Here is a 25,604-nt window from a genome sequence, read left to right on the forward strand (position 1 = left end):
GAAAACCAATAATACATTTTGGTATGAGTTATTTAAAAATGGCACAACGGAACCTTTGGCGCAATAAGCGCCGCACGGCCATAACCATTTCAAGTATCTTTTTTGCGGTACTATTTGCGGTGGTAATGCGTTCGTTTCAGCTGGGTTCATACTCACTCATGATACGCAATGCCATTGAGCAGTACTACGGCTATATCCGTGTCCAACACCCCGATTTTGCCGACGATCCCTCGCTGGAGAACACCTTTGAGTTCGACGGGAGCCTGCCTGAAAAAATTTCGAAGGTTCCTAATGTTAAGGCAGTAACTGCAAGGCTCGAAACCTTTGCCCTGGCTTCGTCGGTCAACATCACCAAGGGCGTGCTTGTGCTTGGGATAAACCCCGAGGCCGAAAAACAATTCTCAAACCCTGAACAGTTCATTGTTAGGTATACCATTCCTAAGATGCTGGCCGATAGTTCAGGCATGGAGCACATTTTTACTGATGAAGTAAAAAGGATACTTGGTGCACACGCCGGCGAATCGTTTACCGATTCTGCAAAGCTGGCCAGAATTTTCGACGACCAACCGGTTGATGCTGTCCAGCTAAACCAAATCCTGAATATGTCCCGGGTGAACGGACGATTTATTACCAGTAACGATAGCGGTGTTGTAATCTCATCGAGGCTGGCCAATTTCTTAAACATTCAGGTTGGCGATTCCCTTGTAATGCTGAGCCAGGGTTACCAGGGTGCTTCTGCCGCAGGGATTTATCCGGTTGTTGGTATAGTTCGAATACCCAACCCCGAGCTCGACAACCGAATGGTTTACATGCCGCTGCAGGTGGCACAAAGTTTCTCCAATGCGCATAACCTTTTATCGTATATGGCTGTTAACCTGTACGATGCAAGCGACGAAGCACTAATGGTCACAACCGATAGCGTAAGAAAGGTGCTGGCGCATACCGGGCTGGATGTTAAAACATGGCAAGACCTGAACAGGGTTTTGGTTCAACAGATTGAAAGCGATAACCAGAGCGGGAAGGCTTTCCTTTTTCTGCTCTATTTTGTTGTGTTCTTCGGGATTTTTGGAACTGTAATAATGATGGTTCACGAACGGATGCATGAGTTCGGTGTGCTTGTGGCTGTTGGTATGCAAAAAATTAAGTTGGCCATAACGGTTTTGCTCGAGATGCTTATTATGGCATTGATTGGTGTAGCGCTTGGGTATCTTGTTGGGTTACCAATAATCCATTACTACCATGTTCACCCCATTAGGCTTACCGGTGAAATGGCAAAAATGATGATGGATATGGGGTTTGAACCACTAATGCCAATGGCTCCGTTCGATGCATACGTCATTTGGCAGGGTGTTTCGGTGGTATTCATGGTGTTGCTAGTATGCATTTATCCTACACGGAAAATACTAAAGCTTAACACTGTAACAGCAATTAAACGGTAACCAATTGAGTTGAAAACATTAAAACTTTACAAACATGTTAGTCTCACTTAGCTGGCGAAATGTTTGGCGTAACCCAACCCGGAGCATGGTTGTGGTGGTGGCTGTTGCCCTTGGCCTTTGGGGTGGGGTTACTGCCATGGCCCTTATAAACGGGTGGGTTAAGCAGCGCATTGCCGATAGCATTCAGAACGAGATATCGCACATTCAGATTCACAATCCCGATTTTTTACTCAACGAGGAGGTCGATAAAACTTTCAATTTCGACTCGGTGGCCGCTACCCTCGATTCTACAAAGGGAGTTATTGGGTTTAGCGGTAGATTGAAGGTTTTTGCCATGGCTCAAACCGATAGGGCCAACTCGGGCTTGGTAGTACTTGGCGTTAAGCCAACCAGCGAACGTAGCATTAGCGGTATTCCCAACAAGCTGATATTGGGTAGTTTCCTTGAAGGTGATTTTAAAACCCCTTCGATTGTTCTTGGGAAGAAAGCAGCCGAGGAGCTGAAATTGGTTAACTATGAGCTAACCGATAGCATTGCTCATAAACTCTCGGCAATTGAGCCAAGGCTTGGGGAGCAAATCCAAACACTTGTGGGTAGGAGGTATAGGACTCGCTCCAACCTTATGAACGCCCTTAAAGCTGAACTTGAGCCCGCTCTGTTTAACCACTACTCCGAAACCATAGCCGACTCCTGTGCTTCGTTCAGGTTAAACGGCCCTGTGGTTCTGACATTTCAAACACCCACTGGGGAACTGCATAGCGAGATGTTCAGGGTTCGTGGTATTTACCGCACCTCCAATACAGCCTTTGATGCGCGTATGGCTTTTGTAAATTTCGATAATCTTGCTTCGGCGGCTAACATCAATCCAAGTCACGTTCATGAGGTTGCCATACTCTGCAAGGATAACACCCATGCGGTAAGTATAGCAAAAGCGCTATCGGCTACGCATCGTAGCCTGAAGGTTCAAAGCTGGGATGAGATATCACCCGAAATTGCCCTCTATGCTGCATTTGGCGATTTTGTGGGAATGATTTACGTTGTTATAATCCTGTTTGCCCTGGCATTTGGCATTATCAACACCATGATGATGAGCGTTCTGGAACGGTACCGTGAGTTTGGTATGCTCATGGCCATTGGCATGAACCGCTTGCGCGTTTTTAGCATGATAATGATGGAATCGGTTTTCCTTACCCTTACCGGTGGGGTAGCGGGCATTTTGCTTAGCACCGGATTCATCAAAATATTTGCCCGTACCGGAATTGATTTTGGCATGTGGGCCGAGGGTTTTGAAGCCATTGGATACTCCTCAGTGGTTTACCCTGAAATTACCACATCCAACTATGTACTGATTACCATGCTGGTGGTTGCCACTGGCATTCTTGCTTCGTTGTGGCCTGCCCGTAGGGCGCTAAAGCTAAACCCCATGCAGGCACTAAGAGTTGAGTAAATTCTGATAATTTGTAAAATATAAAACCATATGGCAATAATTGAAGTTGTAAACGTTGATAAGATATACAACGACTCAGAGGTAAAGGTCACCGCTCTGAGAAATATCAACCTTAAAGTTGAAAAGGGCGAGTTTACCGCTATTGTAGGACCATCTGGGTCAGGAAAAACCACACTGCTCAACCTGCTTGGTGGGCTCGATAACCCAACCAACGGGAAAATCCGTGTTGGCGATGTTTGGCTAAATGAGCTAAAAGGCTCAAGGCTGATTGATTTCAGGCTTCGTAACATTGGGTTTGTGTTTCAATCATACAACCTGATACCCGTGCTCACTGCTGGCGAGAATGTTGAGTTAATCATGCAACTACAGGGTGTTCCGGCAAAGCTGCGCAAGCAGGTTGCAGCCGATATGCTGGGAAAGGTGGGCCTGGCCGATAGGTTTAGTAGCCGTCCGGCTAAACTATCGGGGGGGCAGCAGCAGAGGGTTGCCGTAGCCCGCGCCCTGGCCTCGAAACCGCAATTCATACTCGCCGATGAGCCCACAGCCAACCTCGATGGCAAATCGGCCGAGAATCTTTTGCAGATCATGGAGCACCTTAACCGGACTGAGGGTGTTACCTTTATCTTTTCCACCCACGACCAGCGTGTGGTTAACCGGGCCCGCAGGGTAATTCTGCTGGAGGATGGTAAGGTTAAATCCGATACACTTCAGTAAACTTTCTACACTATGCGAAAAGCGTTATATTCCGCTCTACTTTTGGTTTTGCTGCTCTGCGGTTATGCGGGAGCACAGGAGTTTAAGGGTCACGTAAAGCTGCTGAACAACCTATTTGTCCCTTACCCCGATACGTTGGTTTGGTTTACTGACCAAACCCTTGAGAATAGGCTTGAGGTTAAATGGGATGCCGCTTCCTGGCTAAGGTTGGAGGTTCAGGCACGTAACCGTTTTATTTACGGTGATTTTGTTGAGAATATCCCCAATTACTCATCGCTGATTGGCAGCAGCAACGGGTTTGTTGACCTTTCGTTCCTCTGGGCTGAGGGTCGCTCGTTTGTTGGGCATACCGAGTTCGACAGGCTCTTTGCGCGTGTCAGCTATAGCCGGTTTGAGCTAACGCTTGGCAGGCAACGGGTGAACTGGGGAATCGATTTGGTATGGAATCCGAACGATATCTTTAATGCCTTTTCGTACCTAAACCTGGAATACCCTGAGCGTCCGGGCACCGATGCTGTTACATTGAAAGCGTACACTGGCTCACTATCGTACATCGAGGCTGTTTACCAGCCCAACAAAACAGCCGATAGCAGTGCCTACGGCGTAAGGTACAGGGCAAACATAGCCCGTACCGATTTTCAGGTTTTGGTTGCCCGAATGGCTGGCTACTACGTGTTGGGCGGAGGACTATCGAGTGAGTTAGGTCAATTTGCCATAAGAAGCGAGGTTTCATATTTCAATGCCCAAAAGTCGAACGAAAAAAGCGGTTTGGTGGCCACCCTCTCGGCCGACCGCTCTATGGGGAGCAATAGCTTTGTTCAGCTTGGAGCGCTTTACAACTCCTTTGGCAGCAGGGGCAGCCACGAACCTCTTAGCCTCATTGAACCACGCGCGCAAAGCCCAATGATGCTCAGCCGTGGGAAGGTTAACCTTTTTGCCGGGGTAAACTCAACTGTGGCTACGCTTTTTACCCCATCGCTGGCTATACTGGTAAATCCTGCCGACTGGTCGGCAGCGGTTATACCAAGCCTCAACTACTCAGCTTCCGATAACCTAACCCTTGCCCTAACGGGTATGCTATTTACCGGGAACCGCACCGATGAATACCCTAATATTGGCCAACTTGCATACTTTAAGGTGCAATGGAACTTTTAGAAACTATTACCTTTCAGTTGAGGGGTAGGGCTGAGTTTTTTCACTATCAATCATTAAACTTAAAGTATCACAGTGTTTCACAGAGTAACACGGAGTTTCACGGTGTAAATCAGCAGTATTTGTGTTCCATTCCAATTCACGAACAAGTATTAACCATCAACTTTTCCTTTCATGCTGAGCGCCCTTTTGTGCCTTAACGAGGAGCGAAGGGTCCAATTTCTAGTGTACCGTGTACAGTCTGCAGTGTACAGGGAGGGTTGTGTTTATGTTTGTTTGGATGGTTGTAATGTTGCGCCTGACCCCTCTAAATCTCCCCTGAGAGGGGAGACTTTAACGGCACTCCCCTCTCCTGTCAGGAGAGGGGTTGGGGTGAGGTCGTTTTCCACGAACAACGAACAACGTTTCCAGCCCCGTAGGGGCAAAATATTTGTAACGCCATGGCAACCCTACATGTACAGCGATGCACGCAATACTTTTTCCAAAGAGCAAGGACTAGGCTTTGCATCGCAAAGGAAAAAAATTGCAAAGAGCGATTCACACGTTCTTTCTTGTCTTGATACAAGAAAGAACCAAAGAAGATCAAGGCATAAAAGCCCTAAAATAAATGGAATTTATACTCATGTGTCTCAAAAAAGTTTACAAAAAATTATAAGTCCATTTGATCATTTGTAAAAAATCTTTATTTTTACAATAAGTATGATTCAAGTCATACATATACGTCCAATTTAGGAAATATTGTATGATTTTATCATACCTATAAACGAGTTATAGGCAATTATATCTTCGACAAACGATGGATTACCTTGAAAACAAAATAATTCTACTAACTTAAATCCGAAAAGAAATGACAACCTTTATCGTTATTGTTGTAATAGTCGTAGTCCTTGTGATGATTATTGGAATCTCAGGAAACATGAAACAAAAAAATTTCGAAAATGCCGAAATCGAAAAACTTAAAAGTCAAGGAATAGAATTGACTAAACAAACAAAAACATTTCATGGCATAATTGGTATAGACCAAACCAACGAGAAACTTGTACTCATTCATTCAAAACTAACTGTATCAAAAACTGAAGTCTTTACCTTCGCAGACATTTTTAGTTGCGAATTAATTAGAAACGGTAAAACTATTTATAAAAAATCTACAACTAGAACTATTGGTGGTGCAATTGTTGGAGGCGTTCTAACTGGTGGCGTCGGTGCTGTAATTGGAGGATTATCTGGCGGTTCAAAGGGAAAAGAAAACATTAAAAATATAGAATTGAAAATTGTTGTTAGAGATTTATCGAATCCAACTCATCGATTTGTATTCTATGAATCAAGTTCTGATAACAAAGCTCTTCTAGATAAATTAATCAAAGAAGCTGAAAGTTGGAAAGATACCTTGTCACTGATAATTGACATGAAAGACAAACAAGAAAACAAATAACTGCCTATAACAGGTGGTTTAGCCTACTGGGGCTGATGATGCAGATACCAAAGTTTATAGTAATTTAGTATGGTTTTAACGTGGGATGACGCCGCTGGCCATTAACTCCCCAGCAGCCCAAACCACCGACCGTTGTGTGCAACCTTAAAAGACGACACGACCGATAGAAACGATTGAACAAAATGAAAAAGCCAACTCATATTTTAGCACATTTGGTTTTGCCCAACACACAAGCCAACTCCTCACAAAACCAAAAGAGCTTAAATTTTTTAACGCTTAACTAAAGATGTATAAAACTTTTTGTAGACATTTTTTGTCCATTCAAAAAAGATTCTTATCTTTGGACATAATTTGTCCTTAATGACAACCGTGAAAAAACATACAACATTTGGAGAACAACTCAGACAACTGAGAGAAAATGCTGGTATGACTTTGAGAGAAGTTGCTGCAAATATTGAAATTGACCCTTCTCTACTTGCTAAGATTGAGCGTAACCAAAGACAGCCGACAAAACATTTAATCAAAAATATCGCTGACTTTTTTGAAGTTAATGAGAAGAAATTGCTCGAAGAATTTTTGAGTGACCAGATTGCTTACAAAATTTTGGACGAAAATGCAGACTTGAAAATTCTGAAAGTTGCAGAAGAAAAAGTAGCATACATCAAAACATTACGAAATGAGTAGAACAATAAGTATCAAACCATTCAAAAAAGAACTGCCAAGCGACTTTGCAGACAGGTTGGGTATTTATTACACGCAACAAGTAAACACTTTTCACAAGAAAGCCAACGGACAATTCTTCACACCTACTCCAATTGCTCGACTTCTTGCTTCATTTTGCGACTTTTCAAAAGCAAGAATTAAAATTTTAGATCCTGGTTGTGGTACAACTATTTTATCATGTGCTTTAATTGAGCATTTAGTAGAATCAAAGAACAGAATTGAGATAATTGACTTAGTGGCTTATGAGACCGACCTTGAATTAATTCCATATTCACAAAAAGCACTTGATTACCTTAAAGATTGGCTTTTAAATAAAGGAATACAATTTAACTACACCTTGCACTGCACCGATTTTGTTTTGGAAAATGCAACTGTTCTTAAAGAAAATAGATTACCAAGTTTATTTGAGGAAACAAATAGCGTAGTTAAAAATTTCGACATCATTATTTCGAATCCACCCTATTTTAAACTTTCTAAAGATGATAAAAGGGTAATTGCTTCGCAAGAATTAGTTAGCGGACAACCCAATATCTATTCATTTTTTATGGGAATTGCTGCTAAACTACTTTCTGAAAATGGCGAATTAATTTTTATCACACCTAGAAGCTTTGCATCAGGTAACTACTTCAAAGCTTTTAGAGAATTGTTTTTCAATACAGTTCAGATTGAAAAGATACACTTATTCAATTCTCGAAAAGACACTTTCAATCGTGATAACGTTTTACAAGAAACTGTTGTAATAAAGGCAATCAGAGAAAAAATTAATCCAAACAAGAAAGTGTTTGTTTCTTCAAGTGAAGGCATTAAAGATATTTTTGAGCCATCAATTAAGTACTTTAATTCTTCTGATCTCATTGATTTAAACACAAAAGAGAAAATTTTGTATTTGCCGACAAGTGACAAAGAAGAAAGGATTTTGAGTTTAGTTTCCAATTGGGAGAATGTTTTAAGTGATTTCAATATAAGGATTTCAACGGGTCCTGTTGTTTCTTTCCGTGCGTTGAACTTTATTCAAAATAGATATGAAAACGGAACAGTCTTTTTGGCTCCACTATTTTGGTTGCATAACGTAAATAAAATGATTTTGGAATGGCCAAAACAACTCAGAGAAAAGGGGCAATACATTAGAATAGAAAGCAATTCAAAATCCTTGCTTATTCCTAACAAGAATTATATTTTTTTAAGACGATTTAGCACCAAAGATGACAAGAGTAGACTAATAGCAGCCCCTTATTTCTGCAACTATGTTAACTCGGAATATATCGGAGTTGAAAACAAACTTAACTACATCTATAGAAAAGACGGGCATTTAGACCGTGACGAAGTAGTTGGACTTTGTGCTTTGCTTAACAGTGAATTGTTTGACACTTACTTTCAAATTTTCAATGGTAACGTAAATGTAAGTGCAACAGAACTAAGAGAAATGAGATTTCCACCTTTAGCCAAAATAAAAGAAATCGGTAATAAAATCATACTTTCAAACGACTACTCAATGAAAAATGTAAACAGCTTTGTTAATGAGCTATTTGAATTGGAAGTAATAATGAACTGATATGAGTAAATTAAAAGAAGCACAAGAGATACTGAAAGCATTAGGACTACCGCCAGCACAATATAACGAAATGGCAGCATTGACATTTTTAGCACTCTGCAACATCAAAGAAAATGACAAGTGGTCAAACGCTAAGCGTCAAAGTTTGGGAGTTACAAAAGGCATTATGACTTTCGTGAATGAAAATTATGGTAAATCATACGCTCCAAACACAAGAGAAACATTTAGAAGGCAAGTTCTTCACCAATTTGTTCAGGCAAGAATAGTTGATTATAATCCAGACAATCCGAAATTACCGGTCAATAGCCCAAGAGCACATTACGCTTTGACAGCAGAGGTTTTGGAAGTCGTAAAAACCTACAAAACGAGAAATTGGAAGAAGTCTTTGAAAAACTTCATTGATACAGTTGGAAAACTTTCAGAAGTCTATTTGAAAGAAAGAGAACTGAATCAAATCCCCGTCACTCTTCAAAACGGTAAAACAATCAAATTATCCGCAGGAAAACATAATGAAGTTCAAGCTGCAATAGTTGAACAGTTTGCTCCTCGTTTCGCAAATGGAGGAACACTTCTTTACTTAGGCGACACAGCAAAAAAAGACTTGTTTGTTGACGAAAAAGGACTAAAAGAATTAGGTATTCCAATTGACCAACACAGCAAACTACCTGACGTTGTAATCTATGATAGCAAAAGAAAATGGTTGTTTTTAATTGAAGCAGTGACATCACACGGACCTGTTTCGCCTAAACGACTTTTAGAGCTTGAAGAATTTTTAAAAAACTGCAAAGTTGGTAAGATTTATGTAACAGCTTTTCCCGATATGACAGAGTTTAAAAAACATTCAAACAACATAGCTTGGGAGACAGAAGTTTGGTTAATGGAAGCACCAGACCATATGATACATTTTAATGGAGACAGATTCATTGGCCCTAGATAACCAATAAAAAGGCACATTTGCAATAGCTCAAAAGCCCGAGATAAAGATAAGTTTTGCAAAAGGGGCACATACCCAACACTAACAAAAATTAATTCATAATGACTGAAATACAGACTACAAATACAGAAGGGCTGCACACAACAGCGGTTTGGCGTAATGGCGGGTGTAGTGCTTCGTATGACAGTTTTATGCTTAACCAAAGTGCAGTTCTTCGATTGAACTTTTGTGCTAAACATCCGCCACTACGCCAAGCCGCAAAACGTTAGCAGCAAAATCAAGAAAATACGACAAACGATTAGCTTGAAGAAAAAATGAAAACAATACGCATTACTAGAGGAAAAGAAAAAGCTTACGATGAACATAAAATTAAAGTTTATATTAACAATAATTTTGTGGGAAAATTAAAACAAAACGAAACGAAAGAATTTCAAATTCAAACAGAAACAATTGAAATCTTTGCCAAAACTTTACTAATTTATAAAAGTCCAACAGAAAAGTTTCAATGCGAAGAAAATTCTGAAATTGAAATAAAAATGAATCCTTCGGTAAGCATACATCCAATTCTAATAATCTTTCCTTTTATACCAATTTATATTCAAATTATGACACAATTGGATAATTTATACTTAAGAATTGCTGCCTCTGTTGTTTTATTGTCATTGCTTATATGGTCAATAATACAAAGTAGAAGAGCAATGAAGAGAGGAATTTTAATTTCAAAGAAGTAATCAATTCCTGAAAGAAATTGATACCTCAGAATTTAAAATTCAGCTGCTAACAGGCTGTTACTTTCACTGGGGTTGATGATGCAGATGCAGAATTTTATTACCTTTAACTAACTTTTTAACGGCGGATAACGCCACTGGCGGTTAACTCCCCAGCGTAAGCAACAGCAGACCGTTGTGTGGCATAATAATACCTTACATTATTGAAACAAAATTAATCATACAGAAAATTGATAATAATAGAAGCATGAAAAAAATAATTTCAATAATTTCTTTTATCGTTCTATTTTCTTGCAAAGAAAAAAAGGAATATCAATTACAAATAATTGTTAAAAATAAGACAAATCACACCTTGACATTTAAACTTTTTCCCAAGCAAGAATATATGTCTGGTGAATTGTATGACTTTTCGGAAATCGGTTCTGGACATAGAAATACTGAATTTCAACTCGAAGCAAATGCAGAAATGGAACTGTTTATCGTCGATGAACTTAATGTTGAACCACACACATTAACTCAAAAAGTATTTGACAGTATTTATGTTACAAGCATTTACAATCATCATTTAATTAAATTTTCACCACAAAGTGTATACGGATACTCTGAAAACTTATACACAGAAAACTCTAACTGGACACTTGAACATAGAAATTATGATCTACCAACAAACTTTCAAAAAAGTCATGTTGAATCAAGCGATTACATTTTTTGTGTTTTTGAAGATAAATTTATCAAATAATTACGCCACACAACACGTGGTTCAACCTACTGGGGCTGATGATGCAGATTCGAAAGTTTTTAGTAATTTAGTGTGTTTTTAACGTGGGATGACGCCGCTGGCTTTTAACTCCCCAGCAGCCCAAACCACCGACCGTTACCCATCCCAAATTCTAGGTTCTGTTTTTTCTATCCCTCACCAATGGTAATCCGTGCTATGTTGTTGGCGTGGCTGCCAATTATGCGGTAAAGGCTCACCAGTTCAAGGTGCGTTTTGGAGCTTTCAATGGATTTGCCCACCGCCTGCTTAAGCCTATCGAAATGGTTACGTTCTAGCTCTATACCAACCTTCTTGTAGTGGTCGTACTTGCGGAGCTGCTTGCGGGCTACATCCAGGTTCAGTGTGTCCAGTATCTCAATGGCTCGGTTAAGCTGCTTTTGGGTTAACCTATGGAATTCAACAAGCTCATTTTTCCCTTCATCGGAAAACTCGAGTCCTGCACCCAGCCACCACTCTCCTTTCTCAATCAGATTCTTTGATATGATATCGCCTATCTGCTCCAGCTCCTTGGTGGCAAACATCACCCTGAATACATTGTCAACCTCATTATCGCTTATATCGGCATGACTTATTCGGAGCAGGTAGTCGTTAAGCTTATCGCGCAGGAAGTTTACATGCTCCTCCTTTTCGCGGATTGTGTCAATTACTCTTGAATCCTTGTGAGTGAAAAGTGTAATGCTATCGCTTAGCATTGAGTTTACCAAGTGAGCCATGCCCACCAGCTCGCGCCGTGCAATCTCAATGGCAATTGATGGAGTATTTATCAGGTTGATATCGATATACTGGGTTTTATACCGTTGTTGTTTCTCAGGGAAGATTGGCATAACCCAATCCACAATTCGGGCAAACTGAGCGGTAAAAGGCAAAACAATCAAGGCGAGTAGCACATTGTAGATTGTGTGGGCATTAGCCACCTGCCTCGATATGTTTGTAACAGTTCCCCCGGCAAAGGTGTTTATTACATCGGGAGTGAGGAACCTAACCAGTTGAGCAAAGGGCTCAATAAGCCAGAATAGAAGGAGTATTCCAATGAATTTGAATACCGCGTAGGCCATGGCCACCTTTTTGGCCTCGCGGCCCGCGGCAAATGCTGCAATTATCCCGGTTACTGCCGTGCCCAGGTTGGCACCCATGAGTAAGGGTATTGAACCCTCAAGCGATATGAGTCCCTGGGTGGTCATGGTTAGCACAATCCCAATAAATGCCGCACTACTCTGTACAAGGGCGGTTAAAATGGTTCCTACCAGCACGCCTATTAATGGTTGCTGAACGCTTTCAATAACCTGTAGGAATGGTTCGTAATGCTTTAGTGGCGACATGGCACCCGACATAAGGTGCATGCCGTAGAACAGTAGGCCAAAGCCTACAAGAGCTTCGCCAATGCTGCGGGTAACGTGTTTTTTCACAAACACCATAATGCCAAAGCCAAGCGCAACAATTAGCAGCGAGTAATCGGATAACTTGAATGAGATTAGCTGAACGGTTATGGTAGTACCAATGGCAGCGCCCAGTATCATCCCTATGGTTTGCTCAAATCGCAACAAACCCGACTGAACAAATCCAACAAGCATCACCGTGGTTGCGCTACTCGACTGGGTTATAACGGTAACCAGTGCCCCAAAAAAGGTTGCCACAACCCTGTTCCTCGACATGCGTAGCAGAATTAGCCTTAGCTTATCGGCAATACCGTGGCGTAAACCAGTACTCATTTGGTTTATGCCAATAAAGAATATTGCTAACCCTCCCAGCAAGCCAACAATTAGCATTATTGCCCAATTGCGTGCATTGGCATAGGCTGTAAAAATCACAAAGTTTTGCGGGCTCTCAGTCTGGATGCTTGCCGATATTTGATACTCGCCCTCCTTATTACCCAAGTGAAGTTGGGTGCGTGCAATGCCCTGACTGTTGGTGAATACCTCGTACCTTTCCAAAAGGTGTCCTTTTGAGCCAAAGGGAACGCGGGTAATTTCAAACGTAACCCTTACCCCGGGGGCAGGATTCCCTGAGGAATCGGTTACCACAACTATAAATGGATGTTCAAGTCGCTCGCCGGCTCTGGCCCACTGCTCATCGCCTGAGGCTTTTACTCCACCTTCGGCACTATACTTCTGAATGGTGTAGTACTGGGCATAAGCTCTTACACTACCGCAAAAAATGATAGCTATGGCAATTATACCAAAATACCTGAATGTATTTAAACATTTTAGCATAGTCCAATTTACCCAAAAATATCGGGAAAGGCAAAATATTTTCTTTTTTTTCCAAACCATCCTATATAAATGCATGAACTAATCATGGGGTAATCCCAAATTCGCCAAATGAAAAATTAAGTTGACGAATTTCGTTTAAAAAAGATTTTTCAGTATGAGAATGTTAATCATCCCATTAATTCTGGGGGAATAAATACACTGTGCCTCTCGCTAACGCATGGACAATTACTCAGCTTTACAAATGGTATTATAAATTAATCAACCTTGTTCTTAATTTCTAGTATTTCGAGATTTGTAATACTATTTTTTAAATTACTTAAACAAAAATCTTTAATATCTGTTATACTACTAACAAAACAAATCAACGGAATATGAGAAACTATTTTGTAGTTGGAGCTTCGTCTGGGATAGGTAAAGCGCTTAGCATTGTTTTAGCCGATTCGGGTAACTCGGTTTATGGAACTTACAATAAAACACCAGTTCCGCAAGAAACTGGAAATATTAAGTATTATCCTCTTGATGTGATGGACGATACACTCAATCTGGAATTCTTGCCCGAAAAACTCGATGGCATTGCTTACTGTCCGGGCGCTATTACGCTTAAACCGTTTGAACGCATTAAATCAACCGAACTTATATCCGACTTCCAATTACAGGTAATTGGAGCTGTTAAGCTTCTTCAAGCTGCAATGCCCAGGCTGAGGAATGGAAATAACCCGTCGGTGGTACTTTTTTCCACTGTTGCGGTGCAGACTGGATTACCTTACCATGCGGTTGTTTCCGTATCAAAAGGTGCGGTTGAGGGGTTAACCAGGGCTTTGGCCGCTGAATATGCCCCAAAAATTAGAGTAAACTGTATTGCCCCATCGTTAACCGATACCCCCTTAGCATCATCACTTTTGAACAATGAGCAGAAGCGCGATTCGGCTAATCAAAGGCACCCTTTAAAGCGGATTGGAATACCTGAGGATATTGCTTACATTGCTGAGTTTCTGCTATCCGAAAAGTCGGGCTGGATTACGGGCCAGGTAATACATGTTGATGGTGGGTTCTCAACAGTTAAACTATAAGCATAAAAATTACCAATTAAACTATACGAAATATGACACTTTACGATAAATACATTAAAGTAGAGCAAGCAATTGCCAAGGGTATGAACAGGTGGAGTATTCCAGCTATTCGTATCTCATTTGCCATAATCTTTATATGGTTTGGCATACTGAAACCCTTTGATGTGTCGTCGGCTGAGGCCTTGCTGAAGGCAACTGTGGCTTGGCTTCCTTTTGGAACACCCGAATTCTGGTTGGTAGTTATTGGATGGTGGGAGGTTGCCATTGGTGTAACTTTTCTATTCCCTAAAACAACCAAAATTGCTATTATTTTACTTTTCACGCAGATGGTAGGAACATTTATGCCACTTTTCTTTTTACCTCAAGTTACCTTTCAGAATGGAAACATACTTACTCCAACCATGGAGGGACAATACATCATTAAAAATGTGATGATTATTTCCGCAGCATTAGTGCTTGGTGGCCGATACTACAAAGGCAAGGAGTAGTACAATACAATGAAAAAGCGGGAAAAATGAAGAATAATTTTTCAAGCTTGACACAATTGCAAGTTTACAATTTAACTAAACTCAACAATCATTAAGCTATGGCTTTCTATCAGCTTATCAGAACCCAAAAACTACCAGTTTCAACCAGTGAAATTTGGGATTTCATTTCATCTCCCTTAAATTTAAAGGAAATTACTCCTCCCTACATGGGTTTCGCCATAACAGGGATAAGTGGTAATGGAAAAATGTATGAGGGAATGATAATATCGTATAGGGTAAGCCCTGTGGCCGGAATAAAAACGAACTGGGTAACCGAGATAACCCATGTAAAAGAGGGGAGTTACTTTGTTGACGAGCAAAGAATTGGCCCATACGCCATATGGCATCACGAGCACAGATTAGAACCCATTGAAGGAGGCGTGCTGATGACCGATATTGTTACCTACCAGCCCCCCTTGGGGTTTATTGGAGTTTTGGCCAACTCAATTTTCATAAAAAAACAGCTCCAAAGAATTTTTGATTATCGCTCTGTGGCACTAGAGAAAAGGTTTGGAAAATATTTACCATGAAAATATTACTCACGGGTGCCACCGGTTACATAGGCCAAAGGCTTTTCCCGTTCTACTTAAGAATGGGCATGAGGTGGTTTGCTGTGTAAGGGATAAAAACCGGTTCAACATCAAAAAATACTCAAACCAAAAAATCAAGGTGATTGAGGTTGATTTCCTCAAAAAGGAGAGCCTAATTCAGATACCCGATGATATTGATGTAGCATATTACCTTATCCATTCCATGTCCACGCAATCGGGAAATTTTCAGGAACTGGAAGTAATTAGTGCTACCAATTTTAAGGAACGACTGGAACAAACCAATGTAAGTCAGGTAATCTATTTAAGTGGTATCAGTAATGCCGATGAGCTCTCAAAACACTTAGCCTCGCGTAGGAATGTTGAAACCATTCTATCGGGTTCAAAGTTTGCCCTTACCACGTTAAGGGCCGGAATTATTGTGGGTTCGGGTAGTGCATCCTTTGAAATCATTCGCGATTTAGTTGAGAAACTTCCAGTTATGATTGCTCCCAAGTGGCTTAATACTAGGTGCCAACCCATTGCAATTACCAATGTTATAGAGTTTTTAGTGGGTGTTACCGGCAGGCCCGAGACCTACAACAAAGCTTTTGATATTGGGGGCCCCGATATTCTCAGCTATAAGGATATGCTCCTGAGGTTTGCGAGGGTAAGGGGTTTGCGACGAAGCATCTACATAGTTCCCGTAATGACTCCAAAAATTTCATCGTACTGGTTGTATTTCATCACCTCCACTTCGTTTAGCCTTGCACAGAACTTGGTTAATAGTATGAAAGTTGAAGTGGTTTGCCAACCGAATAATTTGACATGTATGCTGGGCATTAAACTAATTGATTATGATACTTCAATAAGGATGGCCTTTGATACCATTGAACAGAACCAGGTAATATCAAGCTGGAAGGATGCTCAAACCAGCAATGCAATTAGCAAAGGATTAAGCAACTATATTGAGGTTCCCACTCATGGATGCTTTAAGGACATCCGCTCCCGTAAAGTTGACAGTATTGACGCTGCCATTAAACGCCTGTGGGCAATAGGGGGAAAAAATGGATGGTACTTTGGTAATTTCCTTTGGGAAATTAGGGGCTTCATTGACCAGCTTGCTGGCGGTGTTGGCATGCGTAGGGGCAGAAAAAGCGATACCGATTTGAATCCAGGCGATGCACTTGATTTCTGGAGGGTGTTGATTGCCGATAAGGAAGAGATGCGATTGTTACTTTACGCCGAAATGAAATTACCAGGGGAGGCATGGTTGGAATTTAGAATTGATGGTAACGGCATACTCACCCAGACAGCAACCTTTAGGCCCTTGGGGTTGCTTGGTAGGCTTTACTGGTACTCGGTGCTTCCATTTCATTACCTCATTTTTAGTAGAATGCTTAAAAGAATTGCTGTTGACCAATAACTTCACTTCAGTATTAAAAAAGTTTTCCGATACTCTACTTAGGCTATAATTACTTAAAAAGCCGGACATAACATCCGGATTAATGGTTTTAGGTAATCGTTAAAATCTAGCTCAGCTCAACATCCTCCTCAATAAATTTAACCCCAAAGTTTTCAAGCTCATTAAGAATTGGGTTGTACAGGTGCGGCTTGGTAGGAACTATAACACCACGATCCTTTATCTGTCCTGTCATTAGCAGCTTAGTAGCAATGGCTAGCGGGGTTCCTACAGTTATTGACATGGCGGTGTGAATGGTATCTTTACCAATAATCACCATGGTTGATGTTTTGCGATGCTTTTTGCCGGAAAGCTCATAGTCAAATATGTGTTGCATTACTATCATATCCTTATCGTTAGGGCCAAGGGCTAACTTGGGCTCAAGGATATGCTGAAGTAGTTGGGCAGGACTTGCATTGGCAAGGCCAATGGGTTCGTTGTCGAACATTCCTAGCCATTTCAGCTTGTTAAACACCACCTCGTCCTGGGCATCAGGGATTATCCTTTTCAGCTTCTCCTCCACGGTCTCGGTGGGATGGTAAGGTAGGAAACTATTCAAAAACTCGCGCTTGGTTAGCTTTTCGCTGTTAGCCATTTTATAGGTGTCGTCGGTCATGCCAAGCTGAACAAACACATTCCATGCCTTGCTATACCCGGCACGACGCAGAGTGCCTCGTATTATGGTCTGTATATCTTCAATCCCATATATCTCCCTGTACTTGAGTGAGTCGCGGTTGGGGTACATCTCAAACATGCCCAAATCCATGATATTGTACTCCCTTACGCTGGTAAAAAGACGGTGGTATGGGGTGTACTTGTACTGTCCGTTCTCAAGGTACTGAGCAACCCCCTGTCCAGCCAGAACAACGTTCCGGGGGTTCCATGTAAACTTGTAGTTCCATGGGTTGTTGTCACTTTCAGGCGCAATTAGACCGCCGGTATTGCTTATGAATCCTGTTAGCTTTCCACCCTTGGCTCTTATCTCGTCAATAACCCGCATGGCCGACATGTGGTCAATACCCGGGTCAACCCCAAGCTCATTTAGCAGGGCAATTCCTTTCTGCCGGGCCTCCTCATGCAACGATTTCATGGTGTCCGAAACATACGAGGCGGTAAGCATGTGTTTGCCTTGCCTAACGCACTCCTGGGCAACCACCGGATGCATAAATGCAGGCAGCAACGATATTACAGCCGTTGCCCATGATACCTCATCCTGCAGCTGCTTGTTATTGTTGATATCGAATTGTATGGCTTGGCCATTGGGATGATTATTTACCTTTTGCCGGGCGGTTTCCAACGATAAATCGCCAACTCGTACAGTCCAGCCCAGCACTTTAGAGTGGTCCAGCAGGTACTTGATTAAATCGGACGATGACAGTCCTGCCCCTAGTACAAGAATCTTACTCATATCTCAAGGTTTAGGTTTTGGTTTATAGCTTTTGGTTTAAATTTGGTGCCAAACTATAATTTTTTAGGCTGATAAACTATGATTTTGTAAACTTTTTTTGTTTTTCTGACTACCTTTGGGTAGTAAACGTTGAGTACCATGATTCTGCTTTTTGTAGGCCTATGGGAACTGGTTGTAATTGTTATAGTTGCTTTGCTGCTCTTTGACTCGGCAACCCTGCTAAATGTTGCCCGATTACTGGGAAAAACCTACCACTACCTGCAAAAAAGTATCGCTGAGATACGCAGCCAAATAAGCCTGACCAACCTGGACGACAAAGACACTGAAAACGATGACAACCCCAGCAGTAAGCATGCTGGTTAGATTGAGTTTCCACACAACGCTCAGAATGACAGTTGATGTTGATGGCTGTTGGCTACTCGTTGAGGGCAAATCCAATGGAACACCGATTACGCGGATTGAAAGGATTTACTCTGATAGGAAATCAACGAAACACCAAACACTAAGCACTAAACACCTTCCCCTTTCCCCTTCTTCTTTTTTATCCTTTATCCTTTAACCTTTAACCTTTATCCTTTACCCTTTAACTAAAATGTTTACCTTTGTTGAACTTCATTTTTTTTAGTTTTGCCAGATGATAAAGGTTGAAAGCATAGTTAAATCGTTTGGAGCGCTTACCGTGCTCAAGGGCATTACGGTTGAGATACCTGAACGGAAAGTGGTTGCCATTGTTGGGCCAAGCGGAGCGGGTAAAACCACATTGCTCCAGATTATGGGAACGCTCAGCCAGCCCGATAAAGGTAAAGTGCTATACGATAGTACCGATGTTACAGCGCTTAACGATACACAGCTTGCTCGTTTCCGCAATAGCCATATTGGCTTTGTATTTCAGTTCCACCACCTTTTGCCTGAGTTTACAGCTCTTGAGAATGTATGCATGCCTGCATTAATTGCAGGCAAAAGCATGACCGACGCCTCAAATCGTGCAAAGGAACTGCTTGATTTTCTGGGTTTGTCACACAGGTTTGGCCATAAGCCATCGGAACTATCGGGTGGGGAGCAGCAGCGTGTGGCTGTTGCAAGGGCTCTCATCAACAACCCCATGGTAGTGTTAGCCGACGAGCCCTCAGGCAACCTCGATTCACATAACAAGGAGGAATTGCACAGACTATTCTTTCACCTGCGCGATACTTTTGGGCAAACCTTTGTGGTGGTAACCCACGATAAGGAATTGGCCCGCATGGCCGACCTGCAAATTTCCATGAACGACGGTCAACTTGTTTAGCCATGCTTACACCCAGTTCGTTTGCTGAGCTTGCCGATTTGCTTAACGACAGGTATAGGCGGTATGCCTGCCCTGCATTTATCATTGGCGATCCCATTCAAGTACCCCATAGCTTTTCTGATAAGTACGATATTGAGATAAGCGCTCTGTTTGCCTCAACCTTTGCATGGGGCAGCCGAAAATCGATAGTGAATAGCGCCAGCAAGCTTATGGGCATCATGGGCAATAAGCCCTACGAGTTTGTGATGAATTTTTCCAAAACCGACGAGCATGCCCTGCAAGGCTTTGTTCACCGAACCTTCAGTTCAGCCGATGCCATTGAGTTTGTTTACGTACTTAGGCACATATACACCCATTTAGGCGGACTTGAACAGGTATTTGCCAAGGGATACCGTCAACAGCATTCGGTACACGGTGCCATACAGGCCTACCGCAATGTATTTATGGAATGTGAGGTGCCTGCACGCACTCTCCGCCATGTCCCTAATGTTGCTGCGGGTGCTGCCGCCAAGCGTATAAATATGTTCCTGAGGTGGATGATCCGTCCGGCAACTGAGGGGGTCGATTTTGGCATCTGGAGTACCATTCCAACCTCGGCATTACTTATGCCGCTCGACCTACATACCGGCAGGGTAGCCCGTAAGCTGGGAATCCTGCAACGCGCGCAGGACGATTTAAAAGCCGTGATTGAGCTTACCGACGCGCTAAGGCAGTTTGACCCCGCCGATCCCGTTAAGTACGATTACGCCCTTTTTGGTTTGGGCCTTCATGAAAAGTTTTAACTTGCAACGCCGTGGGTAATAGCTACTTTAAGTTCAAGCAATTCACAGTGCACCAGTCAAAAGCGGCCATGCGGGTAAATACCGATGGTGTGCTTTTAGGGGCATGGGCTAATGTTACCGGCACTAACCGAATACTCGATATTGGCACGGGTACCGGGGTAATTGCGCTTATGCTTGCCCAACGCACCACGGGTGCACACATCGATGCCATTGAGATTGATGCCCAATCGGCAGCCGAGGCCAGGAGCAACGTGAACCTATCGCCCTGGGCTAACCGTATCGATGTTATTAACTGCTCGCTGCAGAGCTTTGCACCCTCGGTAAGCCATAGGTACGACCTGATTGTTTCCAATCCGCCATACTTCAACCAGTCGCTCAAATCGGCTCACACCGGCCGAAACATTGCGCGCCATACCGAGAGTTTACCCTACAACCATTTGATTGAGGGTGTTATAAAGCTGCTTGCCCCAAGCGGCAGGTTCTGTGGAGTATTCCCTTACTCCGAGGGCAATGTGTTCATTGCCATGGCTGGCGCACATGGCCTTTACTGCACGCAAAAGGTTAACGTGCAGTCGCGACCTGGCCGAAAGGTGCTAAGGGTTCTCCTCCAGCTCGAAACCCAAAAACGGGCTGTGGCCGAAAGCACCCTCACCATCCACAACCCCGATGGTTCCTATTCCGATGAGTACAAACGGTTGACCGAGGATTTTTACTTGGGGTTTTAACGTTTTGGCGCTTGGCGCAGTGGGAGATTTAGAACCACATTGCGTCAACCAAGCACGAATATTGAAAGATTCACTGAATTTGGTTTAACCACAGCAATTTCCAATGCTGAAAGCGGCTGTTATAGGGTGTTTTTCTTTGTCTCGTGTCAGTCGTTACAATCATTTTTCACTTATTTTATAAAAGTATTCTACAAGTTGGTCTAGTGCTTCAATATCTGAAACTACTATTTCGGTTGGTAAATGATTTGTATAATGTCCTATATTTCTCACGTCACGGAAATTGAGTTTGTCAAATTTTTTGTCGCTGTCTTTTATTAAAGATTTTGAATAGAAAATTGCACTTTTATTTCTTACAACTGTTGACATTATCATTTTGTCATCCTTGAAGTAACCAATGTAATGTTTTTTAGGCAATACCACAATTTTATCCTTTGTCTTTTCAATAAAGCCATTTACAATTGCTTGGATAGTTTCCGGTTTTTCTTTTAAGTGATAGTCAAGCGTAAATTCATCAACCACATTTTCATCTTCTTCGTTATTGTTAGTTGTTTTTGAACTTCCATTTGTTTCAGTTTCACTGTCAGAATAGAAAATGATTTCATTTTTACCGTCTGCCTCAAACTTTGAAACTTCAATTTTTCTAATTTTCAAGCTTATTGCCTTCTCAATCTGTGACAGTCCAATAGAAAGGTTCGGATTCATTCGGTCAATGACTAAAAGAACTTGCAGGTCTTCAAGTGCATTGTCAATTAGTTCATAAACTTCTCGGTCAGTGTCTTTTTGGATTTGCTTAAACAATACTTTATTCTGTTTTAGTTTTTCATATAAAAAACCTCTTAGGTCTGTTAAGTCTTCATTTGAGGCTCGTTTTACAAATGAAATGAAGTCGCCAATTTGAGGTAATATATGTCGGTCAATACTGTGTTTTTCAAGTTCAATTTCTGTAATGTAGAGGAGAGGAGTTGTCGGATTTTCCCACACAAGTAAAAAGCCGTCACAAATTGCGTTCTTAAAATTCTTAGTCTTGAATTGTTTCTCTGCTGTCACGAAAACAGATTTCTGAGAAATAATTTCCTTGTAATGAGTTTCAAAAATTTTAGTCAAGTCCTTTTCAAATTTGTAAGGTGTCTTGTAGTATTTGAGGTTGTTTCCTAATATAAAATGTCTCATTCTGTTGTTTTATCTTGTTAGTTTGTATATCGTCCAAAAATGTCTTATAACTCATTTATAACCTTACCAAAAGTAATCATATACATCTATTCTGCATGTATAACCGTACTTTTTGTAAGATTTATTTATTCAAAAATAAAATATTTTCAAATATCATCAAAAGGGCTTTTAATTTTTGGCTCATTATTTTACCTAACAAGTAAAGTGGTTCGTTGATGTCAAAAGCGAACTCAAATCCAGCCACATTCCTGATAATACAAGGGAACGCATGCGTCTAGAGGTTCACCCTAACGAAGGGGAAGGGGATTTTTACTTGGGGTTCTAGAGATTTATTATACAAGTAGGAAAAAAAGGTACTCAGCTCTCAATTTTAGCACCTTATTCCGTACTATGCAGATACCATGCTAACAACTAGTAATTTTTATGTAAAGTCGTTCTGCCAAATTTTCTATTTCGTGATGTTTTGCAATTTGAAGTATCCATTCTTCGGGAATATTTTCAAAACCATAAAGCAAGCCTGCAAGGCCTCCTGTTACCGCTCCTGTTGTATCAGTGTCATATCCCAAATTGACCGCTTTCAAAACGGCTCCTTTGAAATTACTTGTTGTCATTAAACACCAAATACTGGCTTCAAGAGTATGCACCACATAACCAGTACTATAAATTTGTTCCGTGTCAAGTTCGTAAATACTTGATTTTAGCAATCTGTCAAACAAAGATATTTCTGCTGGGTTAATTGAAAGATTTGTTAAATGATTTAAAACAAATGTTTGCAAATTGCTGTAAATATCAAACTTGTCTCTTCCCTCAATAATTTGCTTAGCGAATTCAAGGTAGTAAAAGCATGCAATAATTGAACGGATATGCCTGTGAGTTATTGAAGATACCTTTCTTGTAATTTCGAAACGCACATTAATTGGTTTGTTATATAAATAAAAAAGCAGCGGTAAGATTCTCATTAGCGAACCGTTACCGTTATCGGTTTCTTTTGAACTACCCGCCAACTCAGGATTTTCGCCTTTTGCAATTCGCAAAATTGCCTGTTTGGTTGTTCCACCAATGTCAAAAACTTCACCATAGGGTGTCCAATAATTTTCGTTGTACCATTTTACAAAATTCTGTCCTATTTCATCAAGGCAAAAGTCATTAGTCAATCCTTCGGCCAAACAAAAAGTTAGCGAACTGTCATCGGACCAAGTCCCAGGAGGCTGATTGTGTGTGCCGTAACCAATCATAGTAGTTACAGGATTTTGGCTTATCTCTTGTCTGCTTTTAAACTCGACTGGAACCCCTAAAGCATCGCCAACTGCAACCCCAAAAAGTGCAGATTTAATTTGTTTAAGAGTCCTATTATCTTTACGAATTTCGTTTTGCATTAACGCTTTCATTGTTTATTGAATTACTTTATTTATAAATTTAAAAATAAAAATCCACCAAAAAAACTATTTGCTCATCTTTGGCGGGGCTTATAATCAATAACAAATACTTTTCATACACTTTATCGCTTGTTTGATATTCCATATTATGCTTTTTGCAATAGTAGTGTGGAAAAGGGTTTAGTAAGGAGTGTCATATGGCGTTTCTCTTATCACGTTGTCAAAATGTTCCATGTTATACAATTAAGTATTCCGCCATTGTTAGCCACTTCGTTACTGTCAATAGTTGCTATTTGTTGTCCTCTAAAAAGTTGTTCAAATTGTCGAATTGCGATATCATCTTCCCTAATACCAAAAGTTGGAACGATAACCGTATTTTGCATTTGTAAAAAGTTGATGTAGATGCCATTTGCTTGTCCGTTAGTCTTGTTACCGTATGGGTTGTATGGGATTTCGATGTAGTCAAGCCCTGCGGTGTCCAATGCAATTTTAAATGCTCTCTGAAATTCTGGTTTCTCTTTTGAATAGTCGTTAATTATTACCGTATTGTTGTCAAGGAAACGAACCATTCCATCTGCGTGACCTGTAAAATCCTTTGGTTGTTGAGGAACAAAAAAGAGTTTATCTATTTCAAATAATTCTTTTAATTTATCTGAAAGTTGTCGCCTTGAATAGTTTGGATTTTCAAGAAAAATCTTGTCGCACATTATTACTTTATCGGTTGTCTTTATTACGTTACCTCCATCTAAAACGATGTTTGATTTTATTCGATTAAGTCTTATTGAGTTGCAAATACTTTCAACATCCGGAATTGTCTTTAACCATTTCCGGCTTTGCAAATAGTCTGGGTTGTAAACAAACTGAACAAACTTGTCAGCTGTAACTTGAACTGGCATATAATCAACAGCCCAAATGTCTTTGGTGTAAGGTAATAGCTGAAAAGTGATACCACACTTTTTTAATACCGCTTCAAAGTCCATAAAGAATTTTGGATGCTTTTTTGGTAAGCAGTCAGCAATGTAAAGAGTATTTGTTTGGCTATCGGGTATCATTTACGGATTTATGTCGTAGCCCATTATTTCTTTGGCTTGTTTTTTATTGATTTTGTTGTCTGCCAAAAGTTGCCGAACAACTTTTGCTTTATCCTTGAATTTATGTTGAAGATTTAGTTCAACTATATATCGATATTTTTTCTCGGCATAATTTTCTGTGTCCTCTTTTTTCTTAGTCAAGCCGATACGAACCGCTTGGATTGGTTCGGTTTTTATCTCTTCAATTTTATCTTTTTTTAGCTCTCTCAAACAAATGCTTCCTTTGCCTGTCAAAATGTTACCGATGTTTGAGAAAATTTCTTTAAGAACGTTTGATGGGCCGCTTATGTAACGTGGACTATCTCCAAATTTCATAATTCCCCTGATTAAAAGCCCACCATAAATTTTCTTTTCATAGTCGCCAAATGTAATATCTAAACCTGCTCCGTTAAAATACCAGTTGCCCGCAAAAAGTTGTTCTGTAGAACAATGAACATAAGGATCCGGGTGATTGTCTTTATCGTAGTAGTAAACTTCTAATTCAGTAATTCTGTATGGTTGGTAGGCAACAACTAAACACAAGTAATTCATTAAATAGTAGGCCAATGTTGAAAACTTCTCGTCAAGCGATTTGATTTCAAGGCACCCGTTTAAGTAATGCCAAAATTCTGCAAATTTACTTTGTTCAATTTCTTTGTCTTTACTCTCAAGTTCAAATGCTGATAGGTAAAGGTCGAGGTATTTAATGTCTTTCACATCCGTACAAAATAAAATTTTGTAATATAAAAAAGCGAAGTTGGAAACATCCTTGTTAAGGGATAGTTTTACAATAACCCTAAAACCAACTCCCATGGTAAAGTTAGCGCTTTTTTCCAAAATCACCAGCCTTATTCCCCGGCATATATTCTTATGTTGAGTCGAGGCTGTAAAAAGCAATAAACGCCCCGTGTTCGGCGGCGGTTGCACCGCCGTCGGGCTATCAGTAGCAGGCTGTGCCTGTTTTTTTATAATTCAAGTACAGGCAAAGCCATAAGCATAATGAGCCTAAGCCTAACGTTACACTTTAGCCAGAATAGGTTAACAAAATCTAAGTTACACGTAAAAGTTATTGCTGAATTTTTGTAGATTTGTT

At 40.9% G+C, this 25,604-nt stretch carries 24 protein-coding genes; 18 read left to right on the forward strand and 6 right to left on the reverse strand.

Going from position 1 to position 25,604, the window contains the following annotated elements; all coding sequences use genetic code 11:
* Positions 1-23 precede the first annotated feature (23 nt).
* The 10 genes from AB6811_RS04310 to AB6811_RS04355 all read left to right on the forward strand — a co-directional run bounded on the left by AB6811_RS04310 (position 24) and on the right by AB6811_RS04355 (position 10,860).
* Positions 24-1,439, forward strand: a complete 1,416-nt coding sequence (locus tag AB6811_RS04310; RefSeq protein ID WP_369489204.1) for an ABC transporter permease — start codon at positions 24-26, stop codon at positions 1,437-1,439.
* A 34-nt stretch (positions 1,440-1,473) separates the two neighbouring features.
* Positions 1,474-2,886 (forward strand): ABC transporter permease, encoded by a 1,413-nt coding sequence (locus AB6811_RS04315; RefSeq protein WP_369489205.1) that lies wholly within the window; start codon positions 1,474-1,476, stop codon positions 2,884-2,886.
* 30 nt (positions 2,887-2,916) lie between these two features.
* The gene (locus AB6811_RS04320; RefSeq protein ID WP_369489206.1) at positions 2,917-3,600 is read left to right on the forward strand and encodes an ABC transporter ATP-binding protein; all 684 of its coding nucleotides are present in this window, start codon (positions 2,917-2,919) and stop codon (positions 3,598-3,600) included.
* A 12-nt stretch (positions 3,601-3,612) separates the two neighbouring features.
* Positions 3,613-4,755: a hypothetical protein gene (locus AB6811_RS04325; RefSeq protein WP_369489207.1), complete on the forward strand. Its 1,143-nt coding sequence runs from the start codon at positions 3,613-3,615 to the stop codon at positions 4,753-4,755.
* 844 nt (positions 4,756-5,599) lie between these two features.
* Positions 5,600-6,184, forward strand: coding sequence for a hypothetical protein (locus AB6811_RS04330; RefSeq protein ID WP_369489208.1), 585 nt, complete (start codon positions 5,600-5,602; stop codon positions 6,182-6,184).
* Between the two features lie 360 nt (positions 6,185-6,544).
* The gene (locus AB6811_RS04335; protein WP_369489209.1) at positions 6,545-6,868 is read left to right on the forward strand and encodes a helix-turn-helix domain-containing protein; all 324 of its coding nucleotides are present in this window, start codon (positions 6,545-6,547) and stop codon (positions 6,866-6,868) included.
* Complete coding sequence (locus tag AB6811_RS04340) at positions 6,861-8,459, forward strand: Eco57I restriction-modification methylase domain-containing protein (RefSeq protein WP_369489210.1); 1,599 nt, start codon at positions 6,861-6,863, stop codon at positions 8,457-8,459. Before AB6811_RS04335 ends, AB6811_RS04340 begins: the two co-directional genes overlap by 8 nt.
* A 1-nt stretch (position 8,460) precedes the next feature.
* A complete protein-coding gene (locus tag AB6811_RS04345; protein WP_369489211.1) occupies positions 8,461-9,396 on the forward strand; it encodes a BsuBI/PstI family type II restriction endonuclease in 936 nt (311 codons plus the stop codon).
* A gap of 311 nt (positions 9,397-9,707) precedes the next feature.
* Positions 9,708-10,124, forward strand: coding sequence for a hypothetical protein (locus tag AB6811_RS04350; RefSeq protein ID WP_369489212.1), 417 nt, complete (start codon positions 9,708-9,710; stop codon positions 10,122-10,124).
* A gap of 244 nt (positions 10,125-10,368) precedes the next feature.
* A complete protein-coding gene (locus AB6811_RS04355) occupies positions 10,369-10,860 on the forward strand; it encodes a hypothetical protein (protein WP_369489213.1) in 492 nt (163 codons plus the stop codon).
* 167 nt (positions 10,861-11,027) lie between these two features.
* On the opposite strand, the gene AB6811_RS04360 is transcribed toward AB6811_RS04355, so the two are convergent.
* Positions 11,028-13,109: a Na/Pi symporter gene (locus AB6811_RS04360; RefSeq protein WP_369489214.1), complete on the reverse strand. Its 2,082-nt coding sequence runs from the start codon at positions 13,107-13,109 to the stop codon at positions 11,028-11,030.
* 371 nt (positions 13,110-13,480) lie between these two features.
* Between AB6811_RS04360 and AB6811_RS04365 the strand changes: the two genes are divergently transcribed.
* From AB6811_RS04365 to AB6811_RS04380, 4 genes are all read left to right on the forward strand, one after another.
* The gene (locus AB6811_RS04365) at positions 13,481-14,179 is read left to right on the forward strand and encodes an SDR family NAD(P)-dependent oxidoreductase (protein ID WP_369489215.1); all 699 of its coding nucleotides are present in this window, start codon (positions 13,481-13,483) and stop codon (positions 14,177-14,179) included.
* Between the two features lie 32 nt (positions 14,180-14,211).
* Positions 14,212-14,667, forward strand: a complete 456-nt coding sequence (locus tag AB6811_RS04370) for a hypothetical protein (protein ID WP_369489216.1) — start codon at positions 14,212-14,214, stop codon at positions 14,665-14,667.
* Positions 14,668-14,765: 98 nt separating this feature from the next.
* The gene (locus AB6811_RS04375) at positions 14,766-15,236 is read left to right on the forward strand and encodes an SRPBCC family protein (protein ID WP_369489217.1); all 471 of its coding nucleotides are present in this window, start codon (positions 14,766-14,768) and stop codon (positions 15,234-15,236) included.
* Positions 15,217-16,659, forward strand: coding sequence for an SDR family oxidoreductase (locus tag AB6811_RS04380; protein WP_369489218.1), 1,443 nt, complete (start codon positions 15,217-15,219; stop codon positions 16,657-16,659). Before AB6811_RS04375 ends, AB6811_RS04380 begins: the two co-directional genes overlap by 20 nt.
* A gap of 106 nt (positions 16,660-16,765) precedes the next feature.
* Here the strand turns inward: AB6811_RS04380 and AB6811_RS04385 are convergent, their stop codons facing one another.
* Complete coding sequence (locus AB6811_RS04385; protein ID WP_369489219.1) at positions 16,766-18,103, reverse strand: saccharopine dehydrogenase C-terminal domain-containing protein; 1,338 nt, start codon at positions 18,101-18,103, stop codon at positions 16,766-16,768.
* Positions 18,104-18,241: 138 nt separating this feature from the next.
* Between AB6811_RS04385 and AB6811_RS04390 the strand changes: the two genes are divergently transcribed.
* From AB6811_RS04390 to AB6811_RS04405, 4 genes are all read left to right on the forward strand, one after another.
* On the forward strand, positions 18,242-18,466 hold the full coding sequence (locus tag AB6811_RS04390; RefSeq protein WP_369489220.1) for a Sec-independent protein translocase subunit TatA/TatB: 225 nt from the start codon (positions 18,242-18,244) through the stop codon (positions 18,464-18,466).
* A gap of 271 nt (positions 18,467-18,737) precedes the next feature.
* Entirely contained in the window at positions 18,738-19,388 is a 651-nt protein-coding gene (locus AB6811_RS04395; protein ID WP_369489221.1) for an ABC transporter ATP-binding protein, read from the forward strand.
* Positions 19,389-19,390: 2 nt separating this feature from the next.
* Positions 19,391-20,170, forward strand: coding sequence for a TIGR02757 family protein (locus AB6811_RS04400; RefSeq protein ID WP_369489222.1), 780 nt, complete (start codon positions 19,391-19,393; stop codon positions 20,168-20,170).
* A gap of 11 nt (positions 20,171-20,181) precedes the next feature.
* Positions 20,182-20,895, forward strand: coding sequence for a tRNA1(Val) (adenine(37)-N6)-methyltransferase (locus AB6811_RS04405; RefSeq protein ID WP_369489223.1), 714 nt, complete (start codon positions 20,182-20,184; stop codon positions 20,893-20,895).
* Positions 20,896-21,054: 159 nt separating this feature from the next.
* Here AB6811_RS04405 and AB6811_RS04410 read toward each other — a convergent pair whose 3' ends face one another.
* The 4 genes from AB6811_RS04410 to AB6811_RS04425 all read right to left on the reverse strand — a co-directional run bounded on the left by AB6811_RS04410 (position 21,055) and on the right by AB6811_RS04425 (position 25,348).
* Positions 21,055-22,065: a hypothetical protein gene (locus AB6811_RS04410; RefSeq protein WP_369489224.1), complete on the reverse strand. Its 1,011-nt coding sequence runs from the start codon at positions 22,063-22,065 to the stop codon at positions 21,055-21,057.
* 404 nt (positions 22,066-22,469) lie between these two features.
* Complete coding sequence (locus AB6811_RS04415; protein WP_369489225.1) at positions 22,470-23,453, reverse strand: ADP-ribosylglycohydrolase family protein; 984 nt, start codon at positions 23,451-23,453, stop codon at positions 22,470-22,472.
* A gap of 200 nt (positions 23,454-23,653) precedes the next feature.
* A complete protein-coding gene (locus AB6811_RS04420; RefSeq protein WP_369489226.1) occupies positions 23,654-24,493 on the reverse strand; it encodes an agmatine deiminase family protein in 840 nt (279 codons plus the stop codon).
* Positions 24,494-25,348, reverse strand: coding sequence for a hypothetical protein (locus AB6811_RS04425; RefSeq protein ID WP_369489227.1), 855 nt, complete (start codon positions 25,346-25,348; stop codon positions 24,494-24,496).
* Positions 25,349-25,604 lie beyond the last annotated feature (256 nt).

The sequence above is a fragment of the Tenuifilum sp. 4138str genome (assembly GCF_041102575.1).
Classification (GTDB): Bacteria; Bacteroidota; Bacteroidia; order Bacteroidales; family Tenuifilaceae; genus Tenuifilum; species Tenuifilum osseticum.